We start from the raw sequence: 15,161 nt of genomic DNA, 5'->3' as shown, positions 1-15,161 counted from the left end.
TGGTAACAAGCCGGATACGAACAAGGTTGTTCTGTCGAACATTCAAGAGACACCGGCTCAAAGTGGCACTTATAAAGCCACATTGCAAGGCACGCTTGCCGGAACTTATAAAATTACACCGAAGGTTTCTTCTGTAGCTGTCGGAACTCTTGAAGCCACTGTGGCAATAAAGGGTGGTGATGTCGATACCGGACGATCCAGATTTGTAGTAGATCGGGAATCCATTCCAGCAAATGGAACTGAACAATCAACGCTTACCTTTACGGCGAAGGATGCTTATGGCAATGTTGTTGCAGGATTAGGCAACAAACTTGCCTTTGACATTGTTGACGAAAGCAACAAGAGACCGAATACGAACAAGGTTATTCTGTCGAACATTCAAGAGACACCGGATGGCACTTATAAAGCCACATTGAAAGGCACGCTTGCCGGAACTTATAAAATTACACCGAAGGTTTCTTCTGTTGCTGTTGGAACTCTTGAAGCACAAGTGACATTGACCGCCGGTAAAGTCGATGGGGGAAAAGGAAATTCCACCTTTATCGCATCTCCGACATCCTTTAAAGCAGGTGATAGCCAAGGATCAACACTCACCTTTACAGCGAAGGATGCTTATGGCAATCTTGTTGCAGGATTAGGCAATGACCTTACCTTTGACATTGTTGACGGGGGTGGTAACAAGCCGGATGTGAACAAGGTTGTTCTGTCGGAAATTCAAGAGTCACCGGCTGGTATCTATAAAGCCACATTGCAAGGCACGCTTGCGGGAACTTATAAAATTACACCGAAGGTTTCTTCTGTTGCTGTCGGAACTCTTGAAGCGAGTGTGACGATAAAGGGCGGTGATGTCGATACCGGACGATCCACATTTGAAGTAGATCCGAAATCCATTCCTTCAGATGGAACCTTGTCATCAACACTCACCTTTACGGCCATAGATGTTTATGGCAACGCTATGAGCGGGCTTGCTACAACCGGTTCTGGTGACAAGGTTAGTTTTGTCGTCACAGACAACAACGGAACAACGGTGTCTACAACTGGCAGTCCTGTTTATCTCACTTCGCCCAAAGAGACAGCCGATGGTAGCGGCATTTACACTGCTACATTGAAAGGTGCAAAGATCGGGGAATATATAATCAAACCGAACATTTCCAATAAACCTGTCGGAGAACTTAAAGCTAACGTGATGGTGACAGTCGGCGCGGCGAATGCAGCTAAATCCACCTTTACGGCAACCCCGTCAAGCTTTAACGCAGGTGATAGCAAAGGATCAAAACTCACCTTCAAGCCAATGGACGTGAATTTGAATCCCATCAAGGGGCTAAGTGGCAGCGATGTCGGTTTTACCATCAAAGATAGTAGCGGGAATATAGTGGTTCCCGATGGCACTGCCCTCAATCTGACAGACATCACAGAGACATCGCCTGGCACCTATGAAGCCACATTCACGGGCACAAAAGCGGGGTATTATTATTTTACATCGACGGTTTCGGGTGTTGCAGTTCTTTCCCAAGGGGTAAGAATATACCCCGGTGCAATAAATGAAGGTACATCGGAGTTCAAAATAGATCCACCAACAAATAAATCAGGTAGTTCTTCAATAGTCACTTTCACAGCCAGGGATATTTACAACAATCTGGTGACAGGGAAGGCGAGCAACATTGGTTTTGTCGTCACGTCGCAAAATGCAGACGCATCAAGCATGTTTATGAGTAAAATTCAGGAAACGTCAACAGATAGCGGAAAATATGGGGCCTCTGTATGGAGCTACTATGCGAGGACTTATACAATTACACCGACGGTTTCCAATGTCGCTTATAACAGTTTAGCCAAAGATTTCACTGTAACGGCGGGGCCATTGGACGAAAGAACATCCAGTTTAACCGCTGATAATAACAATCCTTATCTTGATGATATCGTAACGCTCACCTTTAAACCGCGTGATCTTGCTGGGAATATCATTGTTTATGATCCTTCAAAACTGGGCTTGAAAGCATCCACCTTATTTGAATTTCTGGATGCAACAAAAAGTGAAAATGAAGAAGGAACCTATCTGCTGAGATTTAAAGTCCTAAAGAGGGGAAATGTGTCCCTATATCCCACTTATGATGGGGGAGTAACTAATAATAGTTTTTACAAAATCTTGTTCTTTAATTCAAACCCGGTAAAAGAAACGACCAAGTTTTATTTAGACAAGGATATTTATAGTGCAGGTAGTTTCGCATATTTATACATAGGCTTGCGAGACAAAAATGGTGATGACGTTATAGGGACCGGTGGAGATACTATGGGGGATTTTCAAAAAAACCAAATGGCAAGTGTGCTCACAAGTCCGGGGTCGGATTATATAGAAAAGTATACCAGCAGTTACTTTCCCGACGAGTTAAAAATAATAGATGGCCACACTTACATGACATTTGTGTATGTAGTAAAAAAAGCCGGCACGAATTTAACGTTCACGTTAAAATATCCGGAATGGCAGGACGCATTGTCGACTAATGCATTTTCTATAACTCCATCGATAGCATTTGCCAATTCTGTTAAAATCGAATTAGATAAAAAAGAATATAAAGTGGGAGACGATATCATTGTTACAATTCATCTCTTTGACACCTCTGGTAATCCCACAACAATACTGTCCGAATATTCCTACATTGATGTACCAAATGCCACAACCACAATGCCGAGAGATAGCCGATATGGTGTAAACACTACAAACTGGAAAAAAATAGATGACTATACCTATCAGGTAACCTATAAAGCAAGAACACCAGGCACCAATCTACAATTATATGGATATAATGTGTGGATCACCCTTCCAACAAATACTTACAGAATCGGGGATCCATTCAATATTGTAGCCAATTAGGATGTGAAAAAATCCTAATAATTAAATGGCTTTTATAAAACTGTGGTTGCTTTAGTGTGGAAAAATGTGAAAAGTTAAATTTGTTGATAATCAGCGCGAAGGTTTTTAGTTATCTGACTCAAAACTTTTGGCAATTGTGATATAGCAAAAATCATCGCCGGCATTTTGTTGTGTGATACGGTGGCGTTCATTGTGATATTGCGGTGTTCATTCTGGTATTGCGGTGTTCATCATGAATGCGCAAATAGAAAAAGCGGTTTATCTATGCGGGAGTGCGATTGCGGGTAAGAGAATTTAAGGCATAAACCACGGCTTTATAAAAAATGTTGTCTGAATGAACCGCAGCTTGGCCGATAGGCATTTTATCACCAAACGGGTTTGGCAAAGCAGAGTGGGTAAAGAAAACACAGCAAAATTGGCTTAAGCAAGGCAACACATAGCCAAGAGCCAGGCAACACATAGCCAAGTTCGTTCAAGCAAAGCAAAACACAGGCAATTTGACTTAAGCCAAACAGAACCAGACAATTTTACTTAAGCAAAACAGAACGCTGCCAAGTTGATTTTAACAAGGCAAAACACAGCCAAATTAACTTAAGCAAAGCAGAACACTGTAAAATAGTCGGTTCGGGTTTTGTTAAGCGGTGTTAAGCCCGGTCTGTCGGGGATGGTATATTTCATATTCGGTTGGAATAGCTTTATTTCTTTTGTGCCACGATAGGCGCAACCGGCTTCTTTGCCGTGTGCTCGAAAAGAACGGATTGTTTTTCAATTGAAAAGCCCTATCCAAGCTCTGACCGGTGTTGCATTTTACCACCTCAACGGTTTTCGCGTCTGTTTTTTTAAAAGATGGGTTCTTTTAATCCACGCTAGCACTTTCACTTTACGCTATATGTCCATGATTGAAAGTGGGTGGGCAAAGGAAAAACAGACCCTACAGCCCGCAAATAACAAATATTCCCGAATAGCGAAAAACCGGCCTGCAAACGCCATGTTCGCTGCCGGTTTTACGAAAAATGATTGCCATAAATAGATTTCAAACATTCGCAAAAAATATGAAACGAATGTTTATTCTGCCGGTTTGAATTCCGCTTCAATGGTAAGGTTGACATCGTCACTCAATGGCCCTTCGAGTTCATTGACGCCAAATTCGCTACGCTTGATAACCGTTTTTGCAGAAAAACCGAGGGCGGGTTTTTTCGTCATCGGGTGAGAGGCAAGAGTGCCATTCAATGTGACATCAAGCACAACAGGTTTGGTCACACCGTGAAAAGTCAAGTTGCCGGTAACCTTTCCTGTTTTTTCTCCTGTCAATTCGATAGACGTTGAATCAAAAGTTATGTTTTTGTATTTGTCGGCGTCGAAAAACATTTCACCGGCAATTTCGTCATTAAATTCATTGGGCGTTTTGGGATAGTTTGTATCAACCGACTTCGGATCTATCCTGACATGCAAGACCGATTTTTCAACATCGTTTGCATCAAGATCAAGCTTTGCTTCGATTTTGTCGAAACGTCCGTAATAATTGGAAAGGCCGAAATGTTTGATGCTCCACAACAGGTTTGTATGTGCTGCATCCGACACGTAAGCCCCTGTTGGAACATCAAGTTTTGCCGCTTTACCAGCCGAAGCGCCCCAGAAAATGCATGGAACTACAAAGGCTGCTGCAATCGTTGTTTTATTGATGAACATATTATTTTCTCCCCGTTTCAGGAATTTACAACATGTTATAGAGTTTAGCGTTTTATTATTATCTTTAAAGGGGTAACAATTGGAACAGAATGTCTCCGGAATATTGACAATCAAATCGTTCGATTGTTTTGTGTTCCGGTTTCAAAAGAAGAAACTTGCAATATTTGAAATACAAATCTTTTGAAAATATTGATTTTCTTCTAAAGAATTGAATGATGCCCGATTACAATCGGTAAAATGGAAGTTGTCACATTGCCAATGCTTGGCACAAAATAATAATGGTTTATTTAAAAATATATTTTCAAATGACGGTAAATGACTAACACATTCGATGTTCTTTCCTGCGACGCAAGTGTTTCTAGCCTATAAAGTAATAAGTATGATTTCTAACCGGCTTTAAAAAATTTGAGATATTGTTAACCTTTTCACATCGGAAAGGAAGCAAAACCCTTGCGTTTTGACCATGTTGTTTCCATATAGAACTTGTTTAAGGACGTTGGTCCTGAACCGGTAAACGCCAAGAGCCTTTTTTGAAGGCTGCTTAAAAGAGGGAATATAATGAGCGTTTTACGCTATTTTACCGGCGCCTTTATTTTTACAGTTGTCGGTCTGAGCCTGGGTATGTGGCTTGGCTATGTTGAAACAGGTTCCACCAGCGGCATATTTGAATATCTGTTCATATGTTGTGTTCTCGGTGTTCTGGAAATTTCACTTTCATTCGATAATTCCATTATAAATGCGCGTATTTTGCGTGATATGAGCCCGGTTTGGGAACATCGTTTTTTAACATGGGGTATTGTTATTGCGGTGTTCGGGATGCGGGTTATTTTCCCATTGATTGTGGTGGCTTTTGCCGCGTGGATCAGCCCCTTGCAGGCATTGAAACTGGCCATCTGGGAGCCGCAACATTACGCAGAAATCATGACAGATGCCCATGTCGGTATAGCGGCATTTGGTGGTACTTTTCTGTTTATGGTGGGGCTTAAATATTTCTTTGACCCTGAAAAAGAAACCCATTGGATTTTGTTTCTGGAAGGGCGGGCAAAAAAATATGCGTCAATCCACGGTATACAGATTGCTATAACGCTTGTCCTTGTGCTCATTTTTTCCAGCCTCGTAAAACCGGAAGACGACCATACATTTCTGGTTTCGGCAATTTACGGTTTGCTCGCGTTTATCGCTGTTGAAGGCTTGGGCGTTTTAATGGATGCCCGCAAACATACGATGGAAAATGTCTATAAAGGAGGGGTGGGTGCTTTTGTTTATCTCGAAGTATTGGACGCGAGTTTTTCCTTCGATGGTGTGATCGGCGCTTTTGCACTTTCTACCAATCTTTTTGTTATTGCAATCGGTCTGGGGATTGGTGCCTTCTATGTCCGCTCGATGACTGTGCTTCTTGTTGATAAAGGAACACTTGCACAATACCGCTACCTCGAACATGGGGCTTTTTATGCCATTCTGGTTCTCGCATTTATCATGTATCTGCAGACCGTCATACATATTCCCGAAGTGGTGACGGGTGTTATCGGAATGGTGTTCATTCTGACTGCTCTTTATTCTTCTATCCGCTTCAACCGCAATCATCCCGATTGGCACTTGACTATTCCGAAAGATTAGGCGCGCACAAGAAATTTGACGCAGTTGGCGATGTTGCTGTGCAATCATTGGTGGTTGCACAGTGTCACTCTTCCTCTCAAGTCAACCGGTTCATATAGATTTGTTGCGTTTCGGTCAGAACATCGTCCAGTCTTTTGCCGCTTGTCCAGACATTGAGCGATTCTGAAGGATTTATACCGTTTTCAAGACGGTCGTCAGGTTGATAGGTGCCGATAATTGTTGTGAGCGGAATAACACCTGCCCATATGGGGTTGGCATAATCTTCCTCGTCATCGTGAGGTCCTGATGCGCGCATTTTTGCTGCCGCGACATCAATTTTCATCTTTATCACAGATGTTGCTTTCAGCTCTTTTTGCGTGACCTCGCGCATTTCCTCTGTTCTTTTCGGGAAAAAACGCTCGATCATATTGTTAAGCGCGCGATATTTTTCTTCTTCATTTGAAACAAGCATGGCTTTGCCAAAACACATCACCGAGCGATAGTTGACCGAATGGTGGAAAGCCGAGCGTGCAAGAACAAATCCGTCAAGGCGGGAAACAGTGACACATACATCCACCCCTTGCTTCAACCGATTTATCATGCGCGAGGCGGATGAACCGTGCCAGTAGAGATAGTCGCCTTCGCGCCAATGTGTTGTCGGGGTGCAAAAAGGCGTATTGTCAATCACATAGGCGACATGCGCCAGAGCCGAGCTGTCGAGAATATGATAAACTGTTTCCTTTTTATAAGAGGCACGTTTGTAGCTTCTTTTAACGCGGTTTTTATCGGTTATGGAGAAGTCTTCGGTCGTCATTCCATTTGCCTTGCAAAAGTTGATAGAACCCGCCAATAGTGTTCTATGAAATTGGAACAAAAAAGAACCACATTAAAACAAAAAAATCAGACCAATTTTCCCGACTGGTCGGCAATGATGCCGCTTGTTCCGGAGAATGGCCGGAAGCCCGCAAATGTCTATCGCCTCATCAGGCAAGCGATTGATAAGAAACAATTCGAGTATGGTGCGAAATTACCCCCCAGTCGGGATTTGGCAAAGCGGTTTTCTATTTCCCGTTCAACGGTGGTTGCAGCTTATGAAATGTTGGCTGCCGACGGTTACATTATAACGAAGCGGGGAAGCGGCAGTTTTGTTGCTTCAAATGTATCGCGCACATTCAAACCTCGAATTTCGGTGCCGGAGCGTGAACAAAAATCGGCCTATCACTTATGCGAGTTGAGTATACCTCTTGAAAATGACAAAGCGATGAGCGTGTTTCGCCGCCTTTTGAACAATCGCGCAGCCAAAGCGTGTATACGTCACTATAACTATACCGATCCACGCGGGACACTGGAACTGCGCGAGGCGCTTTCGGCTTATTTGAGGCAAGCCAGAGGGCTCAACCTTGATGCTTCACAAATTTTTATAACGACCGGTACGCAACAATCACTGGATCTTTGCCTGAGATGTTTTTTGAGCGATAAAGCGACAATTCTCGTTGAAGACCCGTCTTATCACAATGCAATTCAGGCACTTGAAGCACTCGGCAAGAAGTTGGAATTTTTACCTCACGATAAACTTGACGATGACTTGAATTTGCCACCGGCTGACGCAATTTTGCTCAGCTCTTCAAGACGATTTCCTTTAGACGGCACGATCGGGCTGTCGCAGCGCCTCAATTTGTTAAAATGGGCGAAAGATAACAATGCGATGATTATTGAAGATGATTATGATAGCGAAATCCGCTTTGAAGCCTCGCCTCTGACTGCTATTCAAGGCCTTGATGACAATGGTTCTGTTATCTATTTCGGCACATTTTCCAAAACGCTTTTTGCCGGTCTTCAATGCGCCTATATGGTTGTACCTTCGCACCTATGTGAGCGCCTTATCAAATTTCGTAGTCTCGTTGACAGGCGCGCCGTTACTTTTGTTGAAGAAGCTTTGGCCGATTTTATCAATGGCGGCCATTACGCGCGGCATTTGCGCCGGTCAGCCAGGATTGTCAAAAACAACAGAGATGCTCTCGTCAAGGGATTGCAGAGCGGAAAAGGGGCAAATCTCATGCATCTCGCCCCGCCGCGACAGGGGCTTCATCTCGTTACACTTCTTGATAAAAATATCAACGATGTCGCATTGGAGGCCGAGCTTCAAAAAGCCGGTTTTGCCGTTCGCGCAATCTCGAATTATTGCCGGAATAGTCGTGAAAACGGCCTACTCATGGGGTATTGCGGCTTTTCGCCCGAACTTTTTGAACAAGCAGGAAAAGCAATTTCCGATATAATCGGCACATATAAAACCCGTAATCGTTTGTTTTGAGATTTGGAAAACGCGTCAAGCATAAGAAGCTCGATACGAATTAGGGAAAGGGTAAAAGCGGTTTCCGTGCCATGCTCTTGAAATTGGCCAAGCAAAAATCAGGCAAGTTTTGACCCGATGAAGGGAGATCAGAAAAATGCATTGTTTCATTTTCCCGCATTTCTGAAATCCAATTTATAATGTTTTCGGGACTGTTTTCGGGTTTTTCGGGCAATAAATCGGGTTACAAATTTAAAAGAGGGAGAAAGATTGGAAAAGCGCGGGCAGGGGGAAATGACGAAATAGCAGAGATAGCCGGTTGTTAAACTTTTTTGGAAACGTTTAAGTTGTGAAATCTTTAACGGGGCAATTGTGCGATTGTCCCGTTATTATTTTTTAAGAGGAAAAACGGAATAGTTACAGTTTTTTTAATCCAGACAATGGTTCGGAAAACTATTTCGTTTAGAAATTTTGCCTTTAAAGTGTGGTTGTCGGAGGTATGTTGTCTTTCATTGTCGTGACAAATTCGGGGCGCGGAACGGGTTCTGCTTCGGGTAGAGGAGCCGGATTTTCTGGTAACGGTGGCTGAGGGTGAGCCGGTTTAAGGGGAGAATGGTCGGGGGTAACCTTATGCGGCGGCGTATGATGCGGGGCTGGATGATGTGGTTCCGGATGAGGTGCATGTCTATTTCCGTCGCCTTCCAGACTGGCATTTACAGGACTAAAACTATAAAATTCACGTCCGATGATGATGAAGACAAAACCGATCAGTCCCAGAAAACCCAATGAAAGGTAAAGCAAGGTAAAATCGGGGATGGGGGTATCAAAAAATGTGGCTTCGGCGATTGCTTTCAAATTGGCCGAAACAATGATTGCCGTTGCAACCGGCGCGAGAAACACCAACACAACGCCAACCCAACCCAAGCCGGTAAATCTTTGCCGTATCAATGTAAATGACAGGTTTGATAATGCTGGCCGCGAGTGGTTTTGTCGGGAGAGTGGTTGGGTACTTACGAGTGAATAGAAGAAATATATAAGCACAATTAATGCAATAAAACCTAATATCAAAAATATTAGAGCCATTTTAGGTATCCCTCTCTATAATGAACTTTAAAAAGAATATAGAAAGGTTTTGAATTGTGTCTATAAAATTGCACAATATCGAATAATCATTCGCGATCTATTTGAAAAAACCAAATTTCTTTGTCGGAACATTTTTTGCTTTCTTGTGCAGAGTGGGCTTGAAAATATTGTTTCAAGTGAAAGAAAAAGCGGAAAGCAAATGCGGGTTGGAAAATCGGCCTTCGGACAAGCTGAAAATCGTCTATAAAGAGCAGCGAACGAAGAACAGCAAAATGACAGTGCACACAAATAATGCTGCTTTTTAAAAGTGATGTTTCAGGAAAACGGATGAGAGTGCCCCTCACACGATCATGCCTTTACCACCCCTTGTTTTCCAATAAATTCACGCAGACGCGGGCATTCGGCAGTAAAAAGGTTGTTTGGCCACGGAAAGCTTGAAACCTGCAATTTTCACGGTACGACAAAAACACGCCATCGGGAAAACAGGAAGAGCAAGGTTTTTAACAGTTTCAGCAACGGGTGATGATGCGTTTCATAGACACTTGCGGTTTTCAATGCTATTCAATCTCGCATAGCATTGGAACGAAGTTATTTAAATGAAACTATCTGTCGTCATTCCCTGTCGTAATGAAGCTGAAAATCTGGCTTTTCTGCTTGATGAAGTCGATAATGCCATGAACGGGCGCGATTACGAGATTCTCGTCGTGGATGACGGTTCGACCGACGATACACCCAAGGTATTATATAAACGGATGAGCGAGGGCAAACCTTTGCGCCATATCCGTCATGATCGCTCGGCCGGTCAAAGTGCTGCGGTGCGTTCGGGAGTTTTTGCGGCTTCAGGCGATATTGTTTTGACGATTGATGGTGACGGGCAGAATAATCCCGCTTATCTACCGGAACTTGCCGATGCGCTTATTGCCGCCGGGCCGGAATACGGGCTTGCCGCCGGTCAACGTTTGAAACGTACCGATACAAAATTGAAGCAGCTTTCCTCCAAACTTGCCAATAAATTGCGGCAGGCAATTTTGAAAGACAATACGCGCGATTCAGGTTGCGGGTTAAAAGCAATCCGTACAGAGCTTTTCCGCCAATTGCCGTTTTTTGACGGTTGGCACCGTTATTTGCCAGCGCTGGTTCTGCGTGAAGGTTTCAAAACGACGCATATTGATGTGGTCGATCGCCAACGTGTCCATGGCCATTCCAATTACGGTATTCTTGATCGCGGCCTTCGTGGTATTCTCGATCTCTATGGTGTCTGGTGGCTGCGTCGCCGTCGCAAAGTTGTTCCCAAGGTGACAGAAATAAAGGCAAAGGGCGAAAAATGAGCGGCATTTTCTCACAATTTACCCAATGGTTACATGATGTCTTTGTCGCCCAGTGGGACGGGTGGATTGTTCTGGGCTTTGTTGCACAGGCGCTTTTTATGATGCGTTTTGTTGTCCAATGGCTTGCCTCTGAAAAAGCCAGAAAAAGTGTTATGCCGGTTGCATTCTGGTTTTTTTCGCTAGGGGGCGGAACGCTTCTGCTTATATATGCGATCAGGCAGAAAGACCCTGTTTTTATTGCCGGTCAGGGCTTGGGGCTCATTGTTTATATTCGTAACCTTTCGCTGATTTACCGCGAAAAGAAACACAAACAGATGAATTCCTGATCGCGGGCGAAATTGCACCTGAAAACGAAAGCCGCTAATTTTTCAAAAATCAAGCTTTTATAATGTTTTTCCGTGAGAAACGCGCTCCTTGGCGACAACGAACCGGAGCCGTTTTGCTTGGCTTGCCGGTCTCTCTTCGGCCGGTCTCTCTCCTGCCGGTTTCTCTCAAGCGAGATATGGTTCAAGGCAGATAAAGATATGAAACGATACGTTTCACATCGCTTCCTCCGTTAAAGCCGATTTCCACTTCGCCGGTTTTTCCTGTTGTCGGCAAGCCGGCCTTCAAAAGAGTTGCGCACAAGTCATCGGGCAATTTTCCGTTTCCCGTCCATAATACCATGAGCGGCGTCTTCAATCTTTCAATTACAAAAGGCGAACCTATGTGAATGGTCTTGAGCGTTGGGTCAAGCAGGCGCAAATTGCCGGGCAGTTGCGGGTGACGCGCGAAAACCATGACAAACGGCCCTTCAGCGCGAAGTGTCCGATCAAGTGTTTTATAGTCAAAAAGCTGTTCCGGCGGGGCGAACCGGTTATAGGCGGTTGCGATGTTGAGATAAAGGACAAACGGCACGACGAGCCCCGCAATAGCGCCGATCACACCGAATGCGCGCACATATTTCAAAGAGTAGCACAAGCGCGAAAGGACAATTGCAAAATAGGCGGGTGCGAGAAAAAGCAATGGCTGTAACCAGCGGTCTTTGACATTTGTAATACCGAGCACGAGGACAAGCGCAACTACAAGCAAAATGCCGAAAAGCAAAATGTGGTATATGAGATGTTCGGCTTTGTTTTCATCTCTTGTAGTCAATCGGGATACTTTGGAATTGGAAAAACTATGTAATCCGGCCAATATCAAAGCAATAATAAGCGCAATCGAAACAAAACCCAAAGACGCTGTAAAAAAATCGGCAAGACCGGTTAGACGATCGGTAAAGAAGCTCCCTGTCTTACCCATTGCCAGTTTGTTGGCACGTGCAACGACGCTCGCGGGGTGGGCAGACATATAAATGGTAGCCGGTGCAATAGCGATCAAGGCTACAACTATAGCCAGTGGAAAGTAGCGGTTTTTCAGCGCGCTGCGGAAGTCCCGCGTTAAGGCTGTGCCGCCGAAAAGTGCAATAAGAAAGAGTGCTCCGTTATATTTGCCTAAAATTGCGGTTGCACAAGCCAGCCCCAAAAGGATAGCTCGTCCAAAAGAGGGTTTGCGGCAAAAAAAACAGAATGCCAGAAACGTATAGGCAGCACCGGCGGTTCCCATAATAGAATGGGTAAGCGCACGTTGTGACTCCCAGCCGATTTGGGGCAGCAGGAACATTGCAAGCATAGATGCTCCTGCCACAACAGGGCGCACGTCAAGAAGCCGTAGCGCCAGATAAACCGAGAGGAAAGTGGTTGCAAGAAGACCGAATTTGATAATTTGCAACAAATAGAAATGAAGCCCGAAGAGCTGTTCGACGGCAAAGGCAATCCATGTATAAAGCGGCGGCTGCGAACCGCCATAGCCCCAATTCCAGAAACTGATATTGGACGCAAGTTCGGCATCGTCAAGCCCCGCACCTTGCGAGATAACAGACACAAACAAAGCTTCAAATGCGAAATAGAAAATAATGAAGCAAACAGCGATAACGCCGTAATCCGGTTTGTTTTTTGCCATCTGCTTCATCCTTTTCTTGTCCCGCTTATATAATCGTCGGCTCATTCAAACCGGATATCGTCATATAAACGATCACCAAGTGAACAATTTTCTGTTTCAAACAATGACCGTCTACTTAACGGCCGATGGATATATAATCGAGATCTATATCCTGAAATTCTTCCGGTTTATAGATATTACGCAAATCGACAATTTTGCCGGATGGCATAAGTTCGGCAAGCTTTTTAAGGTTCAGTGCCCGATAGGCGTTCCATTCCGTAATGATTGTGAGGACACCGGCGCCTTTGGCGGCTTCATAAGGCGAAGAACACCAGACAATATTGTCGAGAACTTTTTTTGCCTGTTCTTCACCTTCAGGGTCGTGAGCACGTATCGTCAGACCGGCTTCCTGCATGACTTTGATAATCGTTAAAGCGGGAGATTCGCGGACATCATCTGTATTGGGTTTGAATGTCACACCAAGCACAGCAACCGTATCGGTATTTTTTTCTTTTGCTGCTTTGATAATACGCTCGCCCATTTTTACCTTTCGTTCTTCATTGATCGAAATAACTGTTTCAATCAATTGTTGGGGAGCCTTATAGCGCAGGCCGGTTGCTGCAAAAGCGCGCGTATCTTTAGGAAAACAGGAACCGCCAAATCCCGGACCGGCGTGCAGAAACTTGGAGCCGATGCGTTTATCCATGCCGATTGCCTGTGCGACTTCCTGAATATTGCCACCGGTTTTTTCGCATAAATCGGCAACCTGATTGATGAATGTGACCTTCATGGCAAGAAAGGCATTGGCCGCATATTTGATGAGTTCGGCATTTTCAAGCGAGGTAATGACAAGCGGCGTTTCGCGCAGATAAAGCGGGCGGTAGAGTTTGCGCATTGTTTCGCGCCCACGTTCATCTTCAACGCCCACAACAACCCTGTCGGGACGCATGAAATCTTCAATGGCCGAACCTTCACGCAGAAATTCCGGATTGGATACCATAGAAAAGCGGATTTCCGGCCGCTGCTTTTGTATACGTTCACGAATGCGGGAATTGGTGCCGACAACGACAGTCGATTTGATAACGATGACTGCACCATCTTTCATGGCATGGGCCACCTGATCGGCAGCCTGTTCTATAAAATGCAGGTCTGCTTCACCATCGCCGCGGCGCGATGGTGTGCCTACAGCGAGGAAAATAACATCGGCTTCTTTGACGCTGTTTTCCAGATCGGTTGAAAAGAAGAGGCGTTCTTCCTTGATGTTTCTTATCATCATTTCATCAAGACCGGGTTCAAAAATTGTGGCTTCACCTTTTTTCAACCGCGAAATAATATCAGGATTGGAGTCCACACATGTCACGTCGAATCCGAATTCGGCGAAACATACGCCCGAAACCAGCCCGACATACCCGCTACCGATCATGGTAATTTTCATCAAAGTCTTCCTTGCAAAATATCATGCCTTTTTGATATGACTGTTTTCACGTGACTTCAACCGTCAAGTGAGGGAAATAAGGGGAGAAAAAATGGCAGGCGAGGCTCTTATCGTTGTTGATGTTCAGAACGATTTTTTACCCGGTGGTGCACTCGCCGTTCCGGATGGTGATCTCATCCTCCCGACAGTCCAAGCGCTGATGATGCGCTTCGATCATGTTATTCTCACACAGGATTGGCATCCGCAAAACCATCAGAGTTTCGCTTCCAATCACCAAGGGGCTTCCGCTTACGATACCATAAATGTCGATTATGGCCCGCAAACACTTTGGCCGGATCATTGCATCCAAGGCTCGAACGGGGCAGCAATTCACGGGTCTCTTCCCGTTGACAAGGCCGAAATGATAATCAGAAAAGGTATGAATCCGGCAATAGACAGCTATTCCGCATTTTTTGAAAATGACCGTAAAACACCCACCGGATTGCGAGGCTATTTAAAAGAGCGCGGTTTGCACAAGCTTACTTTCTGCGGTTTGGCGACAGATTTTTGTGTGGCCTATTCAGCACTCGACGCAAAGAATTGTGGCTTTGACGTGTCGGTCGCGCTTGGTGCTTGTGCTGGATTGGATCTTAACGGTTCGCTTGATCTCATGTTGAAAACAATGAATGATACCGGAGTGAATCTGTTGATGGGAGCACTTTAACCCGTCAAGCGCCGGTCTTTCAAAAAAAACGGCTTGTTTCCGATAAAACGGCTTGTTTCCGATCGTTTCGCTTTTCTTGAAAACAGTATAGGTCGAACTGTCGCCCGCCGGTTGCTGTCAAAAGGAAAGCACAAACACGTTCCAAACGGCCGCATTAACAACCTGACCAGTCAGGCTTTACCAGCGAAAAGTTAACCCATTCATCTATC

11 protein-coding genes are annotated in these 15,161 nt (G+C 44.7%); 6 read left to right on the top strand and 5 right to left on the bottom strand.

Annotated features, from left to right (window positions below):
* A partial coding sequence (locus H3S94_RS09175; protein ID WP_198240844.1) for an Ig-like domain-containing protein occupies window positions 1-2,869 on the top strand: 2,869 nt, incomplete at its 5' end.
* Between the two features lie 1,065 nt (window positions 2,870-3,934).
* Here H3S94_RS09175 and H3S94_RS09170 read toward each other — a convergent pair.
* A complete protein-coding gene (locus tag H3S94_RS09170) occupies window positions 3,935-4,558 on the bottom strand; it encodes a YceI family protein (RefSeq protein ID WP_077992843.1) in 624 nt (207 codons plus the stop codon).
* A gap of 558 nt (window positions 4,559-5,116) precedes the next feature.
* On the opposite strand from H3S94_RS09170, the gene H3S94_RS09165 reads away from it, so the two are divergent.
* Window positions 5,117-6,175, top strand: a complete 1,059-nt coding sequence (locus H3S94_RS09165) for a DUF475 domain-containing protein (RefSeq protein WP_077992840.1) — start codon at window positions 5,117-5,119, stop codon at window positions 6,173-6,175.
* 76 nt (window positions 6,176-6,251) lie between these two features.
* Here H3S94_RS09165 and H3S94_RS09160 read toward each other — a convergent pair whose 3' ends face one another.
* Entirely contained in the window at window positions 6,252-6,968 is a 717-nt protein-coding gene (locus H3S94_RS09160; protein WP_198240843.1) for a pyridoxamine 5'-phosphate oxidase family protein, read from the bottom strand.
* A 45-nt stretch (window positions 6,969-7,013) separates the two neighbouring features.
* On the opposite strand from H3S94_RS09160, the gene H3S94_RS09155 reads away from it, so the two are divergent.
* Window positions 7,014-8,465, top strand: coding sequence for a PLP-dependent aminotransferase family protein (locus H3S94_RS09155; RefSeq protein WP_198240842.1), 1,452 nt, complete (start codon window positions 7,014-7,016; stop codon window positions 8,463-8,465).
* Window positions 8,466-8,921: 456 nt separating this feature from the next.
* Here the strand turns inward: H3S94_RS09155 and H3S94_RS09150 are convergent, their stop codons facing one another.
* Window positions 8,922-9,527, bottom strand: coding sequence for a hypothetical protein (locus tag H3S94_RS09150; protein ID WP_198240841.1), 606 nt, complete (start codon window positions 9,525-9,527; stop codon window positions 8,922-8,924).
* Between the two features lie 596 nt (window positions 9,528-10,123).
* Here H3S94_RS09150 and H3S94_RS09145 point away from each other — a divergent pair.
* Window positions 10,124-10,855 (top strand): glycosyltransferase family 2 protein, encoded by a 732-nt coding sequence (locus H3S94_RS09145; RefSeq protein WP_077992831.1) that lies wholly within the window; start codon window positions 10,124-10,126, stop codon window positions 10,853-10,855.
* Window positions 10,852-11,181, top strand: coding sequence for a lipid-A-disaccharide synthase N-terminal domain-containing protein (locus H3S94_RS09140; protein WP_077992830.1), 330 nt, complete (start codon window positions 10,852-10,854; stop codon window positions 11,179-11,181). Before H3S94_RS09145 ends, H3S94_RS09140 begins: the two co-directional genes overlap by 4 nt.
* Window positions 11,182-11,362: 181 nt before the next feature.
* On the opposite strand, the gene H3S94_RS09135 is transcribed toward H3S94_RS09140, so the two are convergent.
* Entirely contained in the window at window positions 11,363-12,835 is a 1,473-nt protein-coding gene (locus H3S94_RS09135) for a glycosyltransferase family 39 protein (RefSeq protein WP_198240840.1), read from the bottom strand.
* Between the two features lie 115 nt (window positions 12,836-12,950).
* Window positions 12,951-14,249 (bottom strand): UDP-glucose/GDP-mannose dehydrogenase family protein, encoded by a 1,299-nt coding sequence (locus tag H3S94_RS09130; RefSeq protein ID WP_077992828.1) that lies wholly within the window; start codon window positions 14,247-14,249, stop codon window positions 12,951-12,953.
* Between the two features lie 91 nt (window positions 14,250-14,340).
* On the opposite strand from H3S94_RS09130, the gene pncA reads away from it, so the two are divergent.
* Window positions 14,341-14,952, top strand: coding sequence for a bifunctional nicotinamidase/pyrazinamidase (pncA, locus tag H3S94_RS09125; protein ID WP_077992826.1), 612 nt, complete (start codon window positions 14,341-14,343; stop codon window positions 14,950-14,952).
* The last annotated feature ends 209 nt before the right edge of the window (window positions 14,953-15,161 follow it).

Origin of the sequence: Bartonella sp. B10834G3 (genome assembly GCF_016102505.1) — a bacterium.
Taxonomy (GTDB): domain Bacteria; phylum Pseudomonadota; class Alphaproteobacteria; order Rhizobiales; family Rhizobiaceae; genus Bartonella; species Bartonella choladocola.
This window is presented reverse-complemented; position numbering and strand designations above follow the sequence as displayed.